Genomic DNA, 16,654 nt, shown 5'->3' on the forward strand with positions numbered 1-16,654 from the left:
CGATGATTACCCAAAAGTTCTATTTATTCAACAAAGCCCTCCTCACTATCAGCCATTATTTTTTCAATTCTTAGAAACAATTCATCAATCATCGATTTCTCCTCAAAAATCAAGCGACCTTGTTTTCCAGTATGATTTTTTCCATTGATTAAAAGGACCGCGATTCATTGACGGAGGAGCATTATTATAGCAAAACGACTTAATTTTGATTACATTATTTAAATGAGCTATTCAATTGATTTTAGACGTAAAGTGATATCTACACGGGAAGAAGAAGGGTTGAGTATCCGAGAAACAGCGAAGCAATTTCGGATTGGCCCTGCCTCTGTATCGCGTTGGATTAATCAAATAGCGTCAAAAGCATCGACCACGCGTCAGCGAAAGAGCGATAAATCCGAGTTGATAAAAGATGTTGAACCATATCCAGATGCTTACCAAAAAGAACGTGCAGAGCGTTTTGGCGTTTGTCAGAAGGCCATTTGGCAAGCTCTTAAAAAGCTGGGATTGACCTATAAAAAAACTCTACGTCATCCGAAAGCCGACGAAAGCGCCCGGCAAGCATTTCAACAAAAAAAACAACAGTATGAAAAATAAGGTAAGCCTATTGTTTTTATTGATGAAAGTGGTTTTCCACACGATACCCCACGGACTCACGGCTATTCCCCAAAAGGTCAACGGTGTTTTGGCCTGAAGAACTGGGGAGCCAAGGGAAGAACAAATGTTATCGGCGCTTTATTAGGCACAACGCTGTTTGCTATCGGATTATTTGATATCAATATTAACAACGCTGTTTTCTATTCCTGGGTCACACAAGTCCTTATCCCAGTACTCCCTAAAAACAGTGTAATCGTGATGGACACCTGTATAAATAATCGGTAACTGTCAGATCAGGTCTGAGCTAGTACAGATTAGTTGTGGTTCGCCTTACCGATACTCACGGTAAATTTATCGGACGCTGGACGCTGCTCACAAACGTTAGCAACGAGATCACCAGCGCGGAAGTCGCTCGCTGGTATTACTGGCGCTGGGGTATTGAATCCTTTTTTAAGCTGCTGAAAGGTGCCGGTCATGATGTAGAAAAATGGCTTCAGCGCAGTGCTGGTGCCCTGCTACGCAGGTTATTGATAGCTAGCATGGCATGTGTGCTGGTATGGCGGCTGCAACGCGCTGAAGGAGACGACAATGCGGCAGCCCGTCAGTTAATTTGCCGATTATCCGGACGACAACAAAAACGAGGGCGTAAAGAAAGCGCCCCAGCGCTGCTTGCCGGACTATCCATCCTGCTAAATACCTTGACGTTATTAGCAGACTATACCCCGGAAGAACTTGCCCACTTCGCTATGGTGGTTTTTAACCCTTGATGATGTGTAGATATCTATGGTGAAAGCCGGGGGATTTCTGTCAGAAAGAACGCGTTTCCCTTGTGCGAGATTCCTGCCTTCGCGGGAATGACTGGGCGTCGGCGGGAACAGCTGTTTTAGATAGGCTTGTCACTAAAATAAAAGCCCCTGAATCAGGGGCTTTTATTATTTGCGTAGAAAAAGATTATTCGACGCGCAGGATGCGGCAGGTGTTGGTGGTGCCTACCGTACTCATGACGTCGCCTTGAGTGACGATAACCAGATCCCCAGACACCAAGAAGCCTTTGTCACGCAAACGAATAACCGCATCGTTAGCTGCGGCAACACCGTCGGTGTAACTGTCAAAATGTACCGGTGTAACACCACGGTAAAGCGCCGTGAGATTCAAGGTATGCTCATGGCGAGACATGGCGAAAATGGGCAAACCGGAACTGATACGAGACATCATCAGCGCGGTGCGGCCAGACTCGGTCATGGCAATAATGGCGGTAATGCCTTTCAGGTGATTCGCAGCATACATCGTGGACATGGCAATCGATTCTTCGATGTTATCGAATTGCACATCCAGACGGTGTTTGGAGACATTGATGCTCGGAATTTTTTCCGCGCCGAGACACACGCTGGCCATCGCTGCGACGGTCTCTGCCGGGTACTGGCCGGCAGCGGTTTCTGCTGACAGCATTACGGCATCGGTGCCATCCAACACGGCGTTGGCGACATCCATGACTTCAGCACGGGTCGGCATTGGGTTGGTGATCATAGACTCCATCATCTGGGTCGCGGTGATCACTGCACGGTTCACCTGACGTGCACGACGGATCAGTTTCTTCTGAATACCGACCAGTTCCGGGTCACCAATTTCAACCCCCAGATCGCCACGTGCCACCATTACCACATCGGAGGCCAGAATGATGTCATCCATGGCTTCGTCTGTCGCGACGGCTTCCGCACGTTCTACCTTGGAAACGATCTTTGCTTGACTGCCGGCATCGCGTGCCAGTCGGCGTGCGTAATTGAGGTCTTCGCCGCAGCGAGGGAAAGATACTGCCAGATAATCGACGCCAATTTTGGCCGCTGTAATGATATCGGCTTTATCTTTCTCGGTTAAGGCTTCGGCAGACAGACCGCCACCGAGCTTGTTAATCCCTTTATTATTGGACAGAGGGCCGCCAACGGTCACTTCGGTAAACACCTTCATGCCGTCTACACGCAATACTTTCAACTGTACGCGACCATCGTCAAGCAACAAGATGTCACCTGGCACCACATCGGCTGGCAAGCCTTTGTAGTCGATGCCCACTTTTTCTTTATCGCCTTCACCTTTGCCCAGGTTGGCGTCCAGCAGGAATTTGTCGCCAACGTTCAGGAAGACTTTGCCTTCCTTGAAGGTTGAAACGCGAATTTTTGGCCCCTGGAGGTCGCCCAGAATTGCCACATGGCGGCCCAATTTTGCTGCGATTTCACGCACTTTGTCCGCACGCAGCTGGTGATCTTCAGGCGTACCGTGCGAAAAATTCAGGCGGACTACGTTAGCGCCTGCGGCAATGACCTTTTCCAGATTATTGTCGCGGTCGGTAGCTGGCCCCAGCGTAGTGACGATTTTGGTTCTTCTGAGCCGTCTGGACATGTATAACTCCGTTGACTTGTGAAGCAATAGTGAAGTGAGTAGTGCCGAACCGCGCTCTCGCATCAGATAAAATGCAAACACGGCCCGCATCCGTGGTTAATTTCGGGTGGCTGTACCGGGCAATGGTCATGTATAGCAGCCATTATTCCTTAAGGATAGCCAACCCTTCCCCTTGTTATGGTTATCGTGTCGGGTAACTCGTTAAATACAAACGCATTGTGCTAACAAAAATAATATTTTAATAAAAACACCTGTTTATATAAACACAAAATTGTAAAACAAGTGCTTAGTGCTCGTTACCGTAGGAACCCCCAAAACGATCGCTTTTGTCAAAGCGCGACTCCCGTAAGGCTTCCTTGACGCGTTTAAGGTTATCCCTGAATTTGGCACCGCGACGCAGCGTAAAGCCGGTTGCCAATACGTCAATCAGCGTTAACTGCGCGATACGGGACACCATGGGCATATAAACATCCGTGTCCTCCGGCACATCGACGCGCAGCGTCAAAGACGCCTCGTGGGCAAGGGGACTGGCGTCTGACGTGATGGCGATAACCGTTGCATCGTTTTCCCGTGCTAACTGAGCCAGTTCAACCAGACTTTTGGTCCTGCCGGTATGGGAGATCAACACCACAACGTCCCCATCGCAGGAGCTCATGCAACTCATGCGCTGCATGACAATGTCATCAAAGTAAACGACAGGAATATTAAAGCGGAAGAATTTATTCATCGCATCGTGCGCCACGGCGGCAGATGCACCAAAGCCGAAAAACGAGATTTTCTTGGCCTGTGTCAGCAGATCGACGGCACGATTGAGCGCGGTGATATCCAGATTCGATTTGGCGTGCTCCAGCCCTGCCATGGTAGATTCAAAAATTTTGCTGGTATAGGAATCGACGCTGTCATCTTCATCGACGTTACGGTTAACATACGGCGTGCCATTGGCAATGCTTTGCGCCAAATGAAGTTTGAAATCGGGAAAACCTTTGGTTTCCAAACGGCGGCAGAAGCGGTTGACGGTGGGCTCACTGACCTCCGCCATACCAGCCAGTGTGGCAATACTGGAGTGGATGGCGGTATGTGGTGCAGCCAAAATAACCTCTGCCACTTTTCGTTCTGATTTGCTGAGGAGCTCAAGGTGGCTCAGAATTTTGTCCAGCATGTTCATATAATGAGACCATGTGCGATTTTATCGATTTCAACCAGAGGGAAACCGATGCAGAATTCATGGGAATATACTACGCCCTATGTCGGGTTGGCAGGGAAAACTGCGTAAGGCTGCGCATTTTTTTCTGAGAACATGACGTGTGTCTAACTTTCAAAAAAGTAACCGACTGTCAGAAAAGACAGAAAATTTCTCTTTTGGAGGAACGCCTAAACCGTTTCAGTTATTCATACAGTGGATTTTTTCATCATTACGTGATGCACATTATGAAACTTAATGATGTTTATTGACGGGTTTACGGGTCCTAGTCAAAAAGAGTACATTATTGCTGTAATAAAATTACAACATCCTGCAACGAGGAGATGAACATGGCGGTAACTTCAACAGCCCAGGCGTGTGATCTGGTTATTTTCGGTGCGAAAGGCGATTTGGCGCGCCGAAAATTGCTGCCGTCTCTGTATCAATTGGAAAAAGCCGGTCACATTCACCCGGACACGCGCGTCATCGGCGTGGGACGAGCAGAGTGGGATAAGGAAAAATATGTCAGCGTAGTCCGCGAAGCATTAGACACCTTCATGAAGGAGCCTATCGATGACGGACTGTGGCAAACGCTGAGCGGTCGGCTGGATTTTTGCAATCTCGATGTACAGGATACTGCCGGTTTCAAACGTCTGAGCAAAATGCTCGATCAAAAGAACCGTACCACCATCAACTATTTCGCCATGCCGCCCAGCACTTTCGGCGCAATTTGTCGCGGGTTAGGTGAAGCGGGGCTTAACAAGTCGCCGTCGCGCGTGGTGATGGAAAAACCGCTGGGCTCCGATCTGGCTTCTTCTCGCGAGATCAACAATCAGGTAGCCGAATATTTCGACGAGTGTCAGGTGTACCGCATCGACCATTATCTGGGTAAAGAGACGGTACTCAACCTACTGGCGCTGCGTTTTGCCAACTCGCTGTTCTCTGCCAACTGGGATCACCGCACCATTGACCACGTGCAGATCACCGTAGCGGAGGAGGTAGGCATTGAGGGGCGTTGGGGCTATTTCGAGCATGCTGGGCAGATGCGCGACATGATCCAGAACCATCTGTTGCAGATCTTGACCATGATCGCCATGTCCCCGCCGTCGGATCTGAGCACCGACCGGATTCGTGACGAAAAAGTGAAAGTGTTGCGTTCACTGCGCCGCATCGATCGTTCCAACGTGCATGAAACCACGGTGCGCGGCCAGTATACCGGCGGCTTTGTTCAGGGCCATAAAGTGCCAGGCTATCTGGAAGAAGAGGGGGCCAACAAAAGCAGCAACACCGAGACGTTCGTTGCGATCCGCGTGGATATTGATGACTGGCGTTGGGCGGGTGTGCCGTTCTATCTGCGCACCGGCAAGCGTTTGCCAACCAAGTGTTCGGAAGTGGTGGTTTATTTCAAAAATCCGGCGTTGAACCTGTTCCACGATTCTTACCAGCAACTGCCGCAGAATAAATTGATCATCCGCTTGCAGCCCGATGAAGGCGTTGAAATTCAAATTTTGAACAAAATTCCCGGGTTGGAACATAAACACCGTCTGCAAACCGTGAAGCTAGACTTGAGCTTCTCTGAAACCTTTAATCAGCAGCATTTGGCCGATGCCTACGAACGTCTGTTGCTGGAAACCATGCGTGGCATTCAGGCCCTGTTCGTGCGTCGTGATGAGACAGAAGAAGCTTGGAAATGGGTGGACTCCATCATGGAAACTTGGGCGATGGACAACGATGCGCCGAAACCGTATCAGGCAGGCACCTGGGGGCCGGTGGCCTCTGTCGCCATGATCACCCGAGATGGCCGTTTCTGGAATAATGAAGTGGAATAAGCGATTGGCTGCTGCCGTGCGGAGTTATAGCTAAACGACTTAATTTTGATTACATTATTTAAATGAGCTATTCAATTGATTTTAGACGTAAAGTGATATCTACACGGGAAGAAGAAGGGTTGAGTATCCGAGAAACAGCGAAGCAATTTCGGATTGGCCCTGCCTCTGTATCGCGTTGGATTAATCAAATAGCCTCAAAAGCATCGACCACGCGTCAGCGAAAGATCGATAAATCCGAGTTGATGAAAGATGTTGAACCATATCCAGATGCTTACCAAAAAGAACGTGCAGAGCGTTTTGGCGTTTGTCAGAAGGCCATTTGGCAAGCTCTTAAAAAGCTGGGATTGGCCTATAAAAAAAAACTCTACGTCATCCGAAAGCCGACGAAAGCGCCCGGCAAGCATTTCAACAAAAAATACAACAGTATGAAAAAGAAGGTAAGCCTATTGTTTTTATTGATGAAAGTGGTTTTCCACACGATACCCCACGGACTCACGGCTATTCCCCAAAAGGTCAACGGTGTTTTGGCCTGAAGAACCGGGAAGCCAAGGGAAGAACAAATGTTATCGGCGCGTTATTAGGCACAACGCTGTTTGCTATCGGATTATTTGATATCAATATTAACAGCGATGTTTTCTATTCCTGGGTCACACAAGTCCTTATCCCAGTACTCCCTAAAAACAGGGTAATCGTGATGGACAATGCAACTTTTCACAAAAAACATAATATTCAACAAGTCATCATCGATGCAGGGTATATGGTGGAGTATTTGCCTACATATTCGCCAGATCTTAACCCCATTGAGCATAAATGGGCACAAGCAAAAAAAGAGAGTGGTTGCGATACAGAGATTTTGTTCTCAGTCCATATGGTGTAATCAAAATTAAGTTGCTTGGCTATACAGAGGCAGTGACCGGTAATCGATGGGATTTTTGTTTGTAATGTTTTGCTAAAACTCGGTGCGGTCGGACGTCTGCTTTTGGCAGATCCCTGTGGCAGGGGCGCGCTATATGACTAATGATGCCTCCGGGCATGACAGGAGATGATGACGAATGAAAAACTGGAAAACGAGCGCAGAGCAAATTTTGACCACGGGTCCTGTGGTTCCAGTAATCGTAGTGAACAAACTGGAGCACGCAGTACCGATGGTGAAAGCCCTGGTAGCGGGTGGCGTTCGCGTTCTGGAAGTGACGTTGCGTACCGACTGCGCAGTAGACGCGATCCGTGCCATTGCCAAAGAAGTACCTGACGCGATTGTCGGTGCTGGCACAGTAACCAATCCGCAGCAGTTGGCGGATGTGATTGCTGCTGGCGCACAGTTCGCTATCAGCCCCGGCTTGACAGAGCCGTTGCTGAAAGCTGCCGTGGAAGGTCCGATTGCGTTGATTCCGGGTATCAGCACCGTTTCTGAACTGATGCTGGGTATGGACTACGGTTTGCGTGAGTTCAAATTCTTCCCGGCGGAAGCGAACGGCGGCGTAAAAGCGCTGCAAGCGATTGCAGGTCCGTTCTCCCAAATCCGCTTCTGCCCGACTGGTGGTATCTCACTGAAAAACTACCGCGACTATCTGGCACTGAAAAGCGTGCTGTGCGTGGGCGGCTCCTGGCTGGTGCCAAACGATACGCTGGAAAGCGGCGACTACTCACGCATTACCGAACTGGCACGCGAAGCGGTTGCAGGCGCTACAGCCTAAAACGCGGTTACTACAAAAAAGCCACGCATTGCGTGGCTTTTTTTGAGGGGAGGCGGTGGTTATCCGCTCACTTTTACTGCACTGGCGACTGAGACTGCCAACCCCACTGCATCATCGATATTATCAGCCACGGCCAGCCCCACACCCATTCGGCGCTTACCTTCGATATTCGGTTTGGCGAACAGGCGAATTTGCGTACCGGGGCGCAGAGCATGTTCTAATCCACTGTAGCTGACGTTATAGCCAAGCGACTTAATTTTGATTACACCATATGGACTGAGAACAAAATCTCTGTATCGCAACCACTCTCTCTTTTTTTGCTTTTTGCTTGTGCCCATTTATGCTCAATGGGGTTAAGATCTGGCGAATATGTAGGCAAATACTCCACCATATACCCTGCATCGATGATGACTTGTTGAATATTATGTTTTTTGTGAAAAGTTGCATTGTCCATCACGATTACCCTGTTTTTAGGGAGTACTGGGATAAGGACTTGTGTGACCCAGGAATAGAAAACATCGCTGTTAATATTGATATCAAATAATCCGATAGCAAACAGCGTTGTGCCTAATAACGCGCCGATAACATTTGTTCTTCCCTTGGCTTCCCGGTTCTTCAGGCCAAAACACCGTTGACCTTTTGGGGAATAGCCGTGAGTCCGTGGGGTATCGTGTGGAAAACCACTTTCATCAATAAAAACAATAGGCTTACCTTCTTTTTCATACTGTTGTATTTTTTGTTGAAATGCTTGCCGGGCGCTTTCGTCGGCTTTCGGATGACGTAGAGTTTTTTTATAGGTCAATCCCAGCTTTTTAAGAGCTTGCCAAATGGCCTTCTGACAAACGCCAAAACGCTCTGCACGTTCTTTTTGGTAAGCATCTGGATATGGTTCAACATCTTTTATCAACTCGGATTTATCGCTCTTTCGCTGACGCGTGGTCAATGCTTTTGACGCTATTTGATTAATCCAACGCGATACAGAGGCAGGGCCAATCCGAAATTGCTTCGCTGTTTCTCGGATACTCAACCCTTCTTCTTCCCGTGTAGATATCACTTTACGTCTAAAATCAATTGAATAGCTCATTTAAATAATGTAATCAAAATTAAGTCGTTTATCTATATTACTGGCGCTGGGGTATTGAATCCTTTTTTAAGCTGCTGAAAGGTGCCGGTCATGATGTAGAAAAATGGCTTCAGCGCAGTGCTGGTGCCCTGCTACGCAGGTTATTGATAGCTAGCATGGCATGTGTGCTGGTATGGCGGCTGCAACGCGTTGAAGGAGACGACAATGCGGCAGCCCGTCAGTTAATTTGCCGATTATCCGGACGACAATAAAAACGAGGGCGTAAAGAAAGCGCCCCAGCGCTGCTTGCCGGACTATCCATCCTGCTAAATACCTTGACGTTATTAGCAGACTATACCCCGGAAGAACTTGCCCACTTCGCTATGGTGGTTTTTAACCCTTTATGATGTGTAGATACCTATGCCGCTTTACGCATGGCGCAACGCGCGTCCGGATAACGTGTTTTATGCTCCAGAGGTATATGAGCAAGAGGTTGATATGAAAGAGAAGACCGAGTCAAATGACAGTATTCGCCTAGACAAATGGCTCTGGGCTGCTCGATTTTACAAAACCCGGGCTGTCGCGCGCGAAGCCATCGACGGCGGCAAGGTGCATTATAGCCAAGCGACATTATTTTGATAACAATTAGCTGTATTTTTTTGCCACATATCAGGGCATTGGCTGTAATCATTTTTAAGTCGGTTGGCTATATCGAGAGACCAAGCAAAGCGTCGAAAAACGCGAAAAGGTCGCCTTGGCTCGCAAGATGAACGCCATGACGATGCCGCACCCGGATCGTCGTCCCGATAAAAAAGAACGGCGCGATCTGATAAAATTTAAACAAAGTGATTCAGAGTAGTTCCTGACCATTAAGAGAGAAACCATGTCCAACCATGACCAACTACACCGTTATCTGTTTGAAAATCATGCCGTTCGCGGCAAGTTGGTGACGGTCAGTAATACCTACCAACAGATTCTGGAAAACCACGACTACCCGACACCGGTGCGACTGATTCTGGGTGATATGCTTGCCGCCACCAGCCTGTTGACGGCAACGTTGAAGCTCAATGGCGATATCACTGTACAGCTTCAAGGCGACGGCCCGCTGAAACTCGCCGTCATCAACGGCAATAATCAGCAGCAAATGCGCGGCGTTGCCCGCTTGCAAGGCGAGATTACGCCTAACGCGACGCTGCGTGACATGGTAGGTAATGGCTATCTGGTGATCACCATTACGCCCGAGGAAGGTGAGCGCTATCAAGGCGTGGTGGGTCTGGAGGGCGATTCGGTTGCCAGCTGTCTTGAAAACTATTTCCTGCAATCCGAACAGTTGCCTACCCGGTTGTTTATTCGCAGCGGGGAGCATGAAGGCCGCCCGGTTGCCGCAGGCATGCTGCTGCAAGTGCTGCCCGCCCAGCACGTCGGCCACGACGATTTTGATCATCTGGTGCAATTGACAACAACCATCAAAAACGAAGAGCTGTTTACCCTGCCTGCGAACGAGGTGTTGTATCGCCTTTACCATAAGGAATCGGTGACGCTCTACGAGCCGCAGGCCGTATCGTTTCACTGTCACTGTTCGCGTGAACGTTGCGCAGATGCATTAATGACGCTGTCGGATGCCGATCTGCATGAGATGTTGGAGCAAGAACAAGAAATCGATATGTATTGCGATTACTGTGGTACTCACTACTCCTTCAGTGCCAGTGAGATCAGTGACATTCGTCACGCTAACGCAGACGCTACAAGGCATTGATCATAGAGATCATTAATACCAAGCTACTGACTAAGCGGGCACTTCGGTGCCCGTTTTCATTTTTCGCTCCCACAGGAGGAGAATCGTTTTACTTAACGAAAATTAAACAAAACTATGTCTTAAATTATTTAATTTTATGATTGTTATCCCAGCTAAAATAGGCTTACTCCGTACAATAATTATCAGTATGACTATAACTATTGAGGAGTAGCGATATGCAGATCAAAGGTATTGTACCACAAGCCCTCGCCGCTTATGGAATCCGCGATGTCAGCGAGATTGTCTACAATCCGAGTTATGAAGTACTTTTCCAGGAAGAGGTCGCTCCCGACTTGGAGGGATATGAACGCGGCAGAGAAACCAAGCTGGGCGCTATCGCCGTCAACACCGGGGTTTTTACCGGTCGTTCGCCCAAAGATAAATATATCGTTCGTGATGACACCTCGCGTGAACACGTGTGGTGGTCGGATCAAGGCAAAGGCAAGAACGATAACCACCCCATGACGCAAGAAGTCTGGAGCCACCTGAAACAACTGGTAATCGAGCAACTGTCCGGCAAACGTCTGTTTGTCATCGATGCCTTCTGCGGAGCCAACCCCGATACCCGTCTGAAAGTGCGTTTTATCACCGAGGTTGCCTGGCAGGCCCACTTCGTCAAAAACATGTTTATTCGCCCGCAAGAGGATGAGCTCACGCAGTTTGAGCCCGATTTCATCGTGATGAACGGGGCGAAATGTACCAATCCACAATGGCAGGAGCAGGGGCTGAACTCAGAGAATTTTGTCGCCTTCAACCTGACGGAGCGGATCCAACTGATCGGCGGTACCTGGTACGGCGGCGAAATGAAGAAAGGGATGTTCTCGATCATGAACTATCTGCTGCCGCTCAAGGGCATCGCTTCCATGCACTGTTCAGCCAACGTCGGAGAAAAAGGGGATGTGGCCATTTTCTTCGGTCTGTCCGGCACCGGAAAAACCACGCTGTCCACCGATCCGAAGCGCCAGTTGATTGGCGACGATGAGCACGGCTGGGATGATGACGGCGTGTTCAACTTTGAAGGCGGCTGCTACGCCAAAACCATCAAACTGTCGAAAGAAGCGGAACCGGATATTTACGGTGCCATCAAACGCGATGCGCTGCTGGAGAATGTCACGGTACGGGAAGATGGCAGCGTGGATTTTAACGATGGCAGCAAAACAGAGAACACCCGCGTCTCCTATCCCATTTACCATATTCACAACATCGTCAAACCGGTTTCCAAAGCGGGACACGCTCGTAAGGTGATTTTCCTCACGGCCGATGCTTTCGGCGTTCTGCCGCCGGTATCGCGCCTGACGCCCGACCAGACGCAGTACCATTTCCTATCCGGCTTCACCACCAAACTGGCTGGCACAGAGCGCGGGATCACCGAGCCTACGCCGACGTTTTCCGCCTGTTTTGGTGCGGCGTTCCTGTCGCTCCATCCCACACGTTATGCAGAAGTTCTGGTCAAACGCATGAAAGCCGCAGGGGCACAAGCCTATCTGGTGAACACCGGCTGGAACGGTTCGGGGAAACGCATCTCGATTAAAGATACCCGTGCCATCATTGATGCCATTCTCAATGGCAGCATTGATGATGCTGAAATGCATACGTTGCCAATCTTCAATCTGGCTATTCCGCGCTCACTGCCCGGCGTCGATGTTCAGATTTTGGATCCGCGCAACACCTATGTCAGTCGGGCGAAGTGGCAAGAGAAAGCCGAAGATTTGGCACAGCGTTTTTGCACCAACTTCGACAAGTATACCGACACCCCTGCCGGTCAGGCGCTGGTGAGCGCCGGACCAGAAATTGGGGCGGAAATCGCACCATAAAACGCAAAAGCGCGGGCTTGCCCGCGCTTTTTTCTTCTGCGTAAACCGCCATGTTTCACCCTTCTGACGCCTCTTTTTCAACAGCTGACGACCCTTCTTTGGTCCGATCATAGGGTAAGGGCAGATAAGCACGCACGCACAGCCCACCGCGTTCGCTGGTGCCCACGTCTAGCGCACCGTCATGCGCATCAATGATACGCTGCACGATTGCCAGCCCTAATCCCGTACCGCTGGAAGTACGCGCGCTGTCGCCGCGCACAAACGGTTGGAACAGATGTGCCAGTTGCGCAGGATCGATACCCGGACCATCATCCTCCACCTGGAACCAGACGCGTTGCAGTTCTCGTCCGCTGCTGACCTTGATCCAGCCGTTACCATAGCGCGTCGCATTGACTACCAGATTCAGCGCCGCACGTTTGATGGATAGCGGACTGATACGCACCATCAGTTCACCGTCGAAGAAATCGCTGTCAATCTGGCGCTCGTAGCCGCTCTCAGCCGCCACGACCTCGCCCAGAATACTGTTCAGATCCGCCGCTTCCATCTGCATCTCCTGGCCCGTACGCAGATAGTCGATAAACTGTTCAATAATGGCATTACACTCTTCAATATCCTTGTTGATGGACTCAGCCAGATAGTCATCATCCTTGCTCATCATCTCGGTTGCCAACCGGATACGTGTTAACGGCGTGCGTAAATCGTGGCTAACGCCCGCCATCAAGAGCGTACGATCGTCAGCCAGCAGTTTGACCCCTGACGCCATCTGGTTGAAAGCGCGCGTTACCGAACGAACCTCGGAGGCACCATACTCACGCAAAGCGGGTGGAATAATGCCTTTCCCCACTTGCAGCGCCGCATACTCCAGCTCCACCAGCGGCCGGTTCTGCAAACGAATAAACAGCCACGCCCCGCCGATGACCAGTAGCATAATCGCCAGCGTGTATCGGAATAGCGGAGAAAAGTCGCCTTGATGGATTTCCGTCAGGGGCAACCTCACCCAGATATCGGGTGAAAGCCAGGTTTTCAACCACACCACGGGGGTGTTCTTGCTGACTTCAACGCGTACATCCGTCGGGCCGCCAAGCTGCTGGGCCATTTGCTGGCTCAAAAACTTGTAGTGCTGCGCCCAACGTAGGCCGCTCTCCTCCGCCGCGGCGTTGGTATGCAGGGAAATCCCCAGCTCGCGATAGATTTCACGCCGGAACGCCGGTGGCACTTCCAGCGAAGAGCCATCCTCCAGTTGCAGCCTGTCGGTCATCAGCATGCGCACTTCGTAGGCCAAAACTTTGTTGAATTGCTGCAAACTTGGCAAAATGGCAAAATTGAGCACCACCAGATAGGTGGTGACCAGACTGACAAACAACAGAGTAACAATCAGCAACAGCGTCCGGGCAAACGAACTGTGCGGAAAAAAGCGCCATCGTCTCATGCTTTACTGCCGTCCGGCACAAAGACGTATCCCAGGCCCCAGACGGTTTGGATATAGCGCGGATGCGCCGGATCTTCCTCCAGCATACGGCGCAACCGCGAGATCTGCACGTCGATGGAGCGCTCCATGGCGCTGTATTCACGACCACGCGCCAGGTTCATCAGTTTATCGCGAGATAACGGCTCACGCGGGTGGCTGACCAACGCTTTCAACACCGCAAATTCTCCACTGGTCAACGGCATCGGCTCATCATCGCGAAACATTTCGCGCGTGCCAAGGTTAAGCTTGAACTTGCCAAAGGCGATCACCGCCTCTTCCTGTGACGGCGCCCCCGGCAGTTCGTTCGCCTGACGGCGCAACACGGCACGGATGCGCGCCAACAGCTCGCGCGGGTTAAACGGTTTAGGAATGTAGTCATCAGCGCCAATTTCCAGGCCAACGATACGGTCAACTTCTTCCCCTTTCGCCGTCACCATAATGATGGGCATCGGATTGCTTTGGCTGCGCAGGCGACGGCAAATAGAGAGCCCATCTTCACCCGGTAACATCAGGTCCAGCACCATCAGGTGAAAAGACTCACGCGTCAGTAAACGATCCATCTGTTCAGCATTGGCTACGCTACGTACTTGAAAACCTTGCTTCGTCAGGTAACGCTCCAGCAGTGCGCGCAGGCGCATATCATCATCTACTAGCAGAATTTTATAGTTCTCTTGCATTTTCATTCTCCAAAAGCGTAATCGCTGCCAATGCCGTATTGTTCAAAAACCATGAATTACTGACAGTCGTTTCTGGTATATATTGCAGGCAAAATTGTTACAAAGCATAATAAAATAGGGATTAATCAATCATTTCCTTCATTTTACAAGCGCAATCGCCTTAGGATGTAGCAACGCCTATACTGCTGACAGTGTATCAACGCCGCGCTATGCGTACTCGTAATAACCGATGATGAAAGCAAACGATGAAAACCGATCTTATCACCCGTGAAGGTTACGACATGCTCTACAAAGAGCTTAACTATCTTTGGAAAGAACGTCGTCCAGAAATTACAGAAAAAGTGGCTTGGGCGGCAAGTTTAGGCGATCGCAGTGAAAATGCCGACTACTGTCAACGCCAAGATTATTGGCCGTTTTTCGCCATTTTTAATGTCCGCTATTGCTCATTAATGTTGCCCGCTTTCCGCCATTTCATCATCACTGACTGGCGTGGCGTTTTTTGCCAGCACTCCGGCTTTGCATTTTTCCTTTAACCGGTAGCTTTCTCCTTTGATGTTCAGTGTGGTTGAGTGGTGTAGCAGCCGATCCAGGATTGCTGTTGCCAGCACGTTATCGCCGAACATCTCTCCCCAGTCGGCGAACCCTTTATTTGACGTCAGCACGATGCTCGCTTTTTCATACCGACGGTTCAGCAACTGGAAGAACAGACTGGCTTCCTCACGGCTCATCGGCAGATAGCCTATCTCATCCAGTATCAGTACCCGGGTGTAACCAAGCTGCTGTAGCTGTTTCTCCAGCCGGTTTTCCTGCTTTGCCTTCATAAGTGTGGCGATCAGCTTATCCAGTGGCATGAACAGCACCCGGTGACCGGCATCAGCAGCTTTGACCCCCAGTGTTACTGCCTGGTGCGTTTTGCCCACACCTGGCGGCCCCAGCAGGATCACGTTTTCGCTGCGCCCCACGAACGCCAGCCCGGCCAGTTCCCGGACGACCTTACGATCGATACCTGGCTGGAAGCCGAAGTCGAACTGCTTCAGCATTTTGACCCACGGGAAGCGGGCTTGTTTCAGTCGGGACTCCATACCGCGCTGATGTCTCCCGTTCCATTCCTGTTGCAGCGCCATGCACAGGAACTCGCGGTAGTTCAGCTCTTTTTTGGCCGCCTGCTCCAGCAGGCTTTCGACGTGGTAGCCCAGATGTTCCATTTTCAGATGACCCAGCAGTATCTTCAGTTCATGCATCACAACAGCTCCTCATACGCACTCAGCGGCCGATGTTCCACCTGACTGACCTGCTGCCAGAGCATAGGTATAGCCAAGCGACATTATTTTGATAACAATTAGCTGTATTTTTTGCCACATATCAGGGCATTGGCTGTAATCATTTTTAAGTCGGTTGGCTATATCTACACATCTTTTGCAATATCTGCTATTACGTTGCTGCATGATCTCAACTTATCCATCGGCGGGATTGATGCCCGCCTTAACCGGCGTTATCAGCGTCTGGTTAAGCAACACATGACTCCCGCAGCACCATTGGCGTCAGCCGTTAAAGACCTTGCCTACGCGCAGAAAACAACATTCGCCACTACTCAGGCCGTTTGGCGTTTTTTTAATAATGAACGTATTAGCTTCAGTCAGCTCAATGAACCGATTATTTCGCTGGCTCTCCGGCAGGTTGCACTTAGCCCGCATCCATACGCTCCCGTTGTTCACGACTGGTCTCATTTACAGTTTCGTACCCACAATGGGAAAGAAGAACGTTTGAAAATGACGCATGGTGGCGACGTCGGTTATGAACTACAAACCAGCCTACTGCTTGATGCTGCAAATGGTTTACCAATAGAGCCCCTGTCTCAAACTCTAACCGATAGGGCGGGTTGTCGTTCAATGCTAACCGAGGGCTTGTCTGAGACTCTGACTCATATGGATGCTTTGACGGCTGATATAGCCAAGCGACATTATTTTGATAACAATTAGCTGTATTTTTTTGCCACATATCAGGGTATTTGCTGTAATTATTTTTAAGTCGTTTGGCTATATCGCCCGCGTTGAGTCTCTTGATACCGGGAAGAAGTTAGTTCATCTCATTGACCGTGAAGGTGACTCTATCGGGCATATGCGCACATTAAGCTCCTAGGGAATAT

General features: G+C 50.0%; 18 protein-coding genes and 4 pseudogenes. 14 read left to right on the plus strand and 8 right to left on the minus strand.

Annotation, left to right across the window (positions count from 1 at the left end):
• Positions 1 to 222 precede the first annotated feature (222 nt).
• Genes ACD630_RS07075 through ACD630_RS07085 form a run of 3 tightly spaced genes read left to right on the plus strand, consistent with a single transcriptional unit; the run spans position 223 to position 1,361 of the window.
• A complete protein-coding gene (locus ACD630_RS07075; RefSeq protein WP_430358581.1) occupies positions 223 to 594 on the plus strand; it encodes an IS630 transposase-related protein in 372 nt (123 codons plus the stop codon).
• 18 nt (positions 595 to 612) lie between these two features.
• Positions 613 to 879 carry a transposase gene (locus ACD630_RS07080; RefSeq protein ID WP_430359939.1) on the plus strand — a complete coding sequence of 89 codons (267 nt, stop codon included), beginning with the start codon at positions 613 to 615 and terminating at the stop codon, positions 877 to 879.
• Positions 880 to 914: 35 nt separating this feature from the next.
• Entirely contained in the window at positions 915 to 1,361 is a 447-nt protein-coding gene (locus ACD630_RS07085) for a hypothetical protein (protein WP_430358582.1), read from the plus strand.
• Between the two features lie 184 nt (positions 1,362 to 1,545).
• Here the strand turns inward: ACD630_RS07085 and pyk are convergent, their stop codons facing one another.
• Both pyk and ACD630_RS07095 read right to left on the minus strand, forming a co-directional pair.
• Positions 1,546 to 2,988 (minus strand): pyruvate kinase, encoded by a 1,443-nt coding sequence (gene pyk, locus ACD630_RS07090; RefSeq protein ID WP_430359940.1) that lies wholly within the window; start codon positions 2,986 to 2,988, stop codon positions 1,546 to 1,548.
• Between the two features lie 286 nt (positions 2,989 to 3,274).
• Positions 3,275 to 4,153, minus strand: a complete 879-nt coding sequence (locus ACD630_RS07095) for a MurR/RpiR family transcriptional regulator (RefSeq protein WP_430358583.1) — start codon at positions 4,151 to 4,153, stop codon at positions 3,275 to 3,277.
• A gap of 365 nt (positions 4,154 to 4,518) precedes the next feature.
• Here ACD630_RS07095 and zwf point away from each other — a divergent pair, with 365 nt between their 5' ends.
• The 5 genes and pseudogenes from zwf to ACD630_RS07120 all read left to right on the plus strand — a co-directional run bounded on the left by zwf (position 4,519) and on the right by ACD630_RS07120 (position 7,691).
• Positions 4,519 to 5,997: a glucose-6-phosphate dehydrogenase gene (gene zwf / locus ACD630_RS07100; RefSeq protein ID WP_430358584.1), complete on the plus strand. Its 1,479-nt coding sequence runs from the start codon at positions 4,519 to 4,521 to the stop codon at positions 5,995 to 5,997.
• Between the two features lie 62 nt (positions 5,998 to 6,059).
• Positions 6,060 to 6,530, plus strand: a complete 471-nt coding sequence (locus ACD630_RS07105) for an IS630 transposase-related protein (RefSeq protein WP_430358585.1) — start codon at positions 6,060 to 6,062, stop codon at positions 6,528 to 6,530.
• Positions 6,413 to 6,772: pseudogene (locus ACD630_RS07110) on the plus strand (IS630 family transposase); the annotation flags it as partial. The gene ACD630_RS07105 and the pseudogene ACD630_RS07110, both read left to right, overlap by 118 nt.
• Positions 6,773 to 6,807: 35 nt before the next feature.
• Positions 6,808 to 6,939, plus strand: coding sequence for a hypothetical protein (locus ACD630_RS07115; protein WP_430358586.1), 132 nt, complete (start codon positions 6,808 to 6,810; stop codon positions 6,937 to 6,939).
• A gap of 110 nt (positions 6,940 to 7,049) precedes the next feature.
• Positions 7,050 to 7,691: a bifunctional 4-hydroxy-2-oxoglutarate aldolase/2-dehydro-3-deoxy-phosphogluconate aldolase gene (locus ACD630_RS07120; RefSeq protein ID WP_430358587.1), complete on the plus strand. Its 642-nt coding sequence runs from the start codon at positions 7,050 to 7,052 to the stop codon at positions 7,689 to 7,691.
• 59 nt (positions 7,692 to 7,750) lie between these two features.
• Here ACD630_RS07120 and ACD630_RS07125 read toward each other — a convergent pair.
• Positions 7,751 to 7,930: pseudogene (locus ACD630_RS07125) on the minus strand (formate-dependent phosphoribosylglycinamide formyltransferase); the annotation flags it as partial.
• A gap of 23 nt (positions 7,931 to 7,953) precedes the next feature.
• Positions 7,954 to 8,775, minus strand: a complete 822-nt coding sequence (locus ACD630_RS07130; RefSeq protein ID WP_430358588.1) for an IS630 family transposase — start codon at positions 8,773 to 8,775, stop codon at positions 7,954 to 7,956.
• 477 nt (positions 8,776 to 9,252) lie between these two features.
• On the opposite strand from ACD630_RS07130, the pseudogene ACD630_RS07135 reads away from it, so the two are divergent.
• From ACD630_RS07135 to pckA, 3 genes and pseudogenes are all read left to right on the plus strand, one after another.
• Positions 9,253 to 9,613: pseudogene (locus ACD630_RS07135) on the plus strand (S4 domain-containing protein).
• 24 nt (positions 9,614 to 9,637) lie between these two features.
• The gene (gene hslO, locus ACD630_RS07140; protein ID WP_430358589.1) at positions 9,638 to 10,510 is read left to right on the plus strand and encodes an Hsp33 family molecular chaperone HslO; all 873 of its coding nucleotides are present in this window, start codon (positions 9,638 to 9,640) and stop codon (positions 10,508 to 10,510) included.
• A gap of 215 nt (positions 10,511 to 10,725) precedes the next feature.
• Complete coding sequence (gene pckA, locus ACD630_RS07145) at positions 10,726 to 12,363, plus strand: phosphoenolpyruvate carboxykinase (ATP) (RefSeq protein ID WP_430358590.1); 1,638 nt, start codon at positions 10,726 to 10,728, stop codon at positions 12,361 to 12,363.
• Between the two features lie 55 nt (positions 12,364 to 12,418).
• On the opposite strand, the gene envZ is transcribed toward pckA, so the two are convergent.
• The gene (gene envZ / locus ACD630_RS07150) at positions 12,419 to 13,792 is read right to left on the minus strand and encodes a two-component system sensor histidine kinase EnvZ (RefSeq protein ID WP_430358591.1); all 1,374 of its coding nucleotides are present in this window, start codon (positions 13,790 to 13,792) and stop codon (positions 12,419 to 12,421) included.
• A complete protein-coding gene (gene ompR / locus ACD630_RS07155; RefSeq protein ID WP_430358592.1) occupies positions 13,789 to 14,508 on the minus strand; it encodes a two-component system response regulator OmpR in 720 nt (239 codons plus the stop codon). The genes envZ and ompR overlap by 4 nt, the downstream gene beginning before the upstream one ends.
• Positions 14,509 to 14,753: 245 nt before the next feature.
• On the opposite strand from ompR, the pseudogene ACD630_RS07160 reads away from it, so the two are divergent.
• A pseudogene (locus tag ACD630_RS07160) lies at positions 14,754 to 14,897 on the plus strand (transcription elongation factor GreB); the annotation flags it as partial.
• Positions 14,898 to 14,954: 57 nt separating this feature from the next.
• Here the strand turns inward: ACD630_RS07160 and istB are convergent.
• Positions 14,955 to 15,749 carry an IS21-like element helper ATPase IstB gene (gene istB / locus ACD630_RS07165; protein WP_430359941.1) on the minus strand — a complete coding sequence of 265 codons (795 nt, stop codon included), beginning with the start codon at positions 15,747 to 15,749 and terminating at the stop codon, positions 14,955 to 14,957.
• Positions 15,750 to 15,761: 12 nt separating this feature from the next.
• Positions 15,762 to 15,953, minus strand: coding sequence for a hypothetical protein (locus tag ACD630_RS07170; protein WP_430358593.1), 192 nt, complete (start codon positions 15,951 to 15,953; stop codon positions 15,762 to 15,764).
• Between ACD630_RS07170 and ACD630_RS07175 the strand changes: the two genes are divergently transcribed.
• Together ACD630_RS07175 and ACD630_RS07180 are read left to right on the plus strand one after the other, a co-directional pair.
• Positions 15,945 to 16,487 (plus strand): hypothetical protein, encoded by a 543-nt coding sequence (locus tag ACD630_RS07175; RefSeq protein ID WP_430358594.1) that lies wholly within the window; start codon positions 15,945 to 15,947, stop codon positions 16,485 to 16,487. The two genes, ACD630_RS07170 and ACD630_RS07175, sit on opposite strands and share 9 nt — an antisense overlap.
• The gene (locus ACD630_RS07180; protein WP_430358595.1) at positions 16,474 to 16,647 is read left to right on the plus strand and encodes a hypothetical protein; all 174 of its coding nucleotides are present in this window, start codon (positions 16,474 to 16,476) and stop codon (positions 16,645 to 16,647) included. The genes ACD630_RS07175 and ACD630_RS07180 overlap by 14 nt, the downstream gene beginning before the upstream one ends.
• The last annotated feature ends 7 nt before the right edge of the window (positions 16,648 to 16,654 follow it).

It is taken from the genome of Symbiopectobacterium sp. RP (assembly GCF_050472005.1).
Classification (GTDB): domain Bacteria; phylum Pseudomonadota; class Gammaproteobacteria; order Enterobacterales; family Enterobacteriaceae; genus Symbiopectobacterium.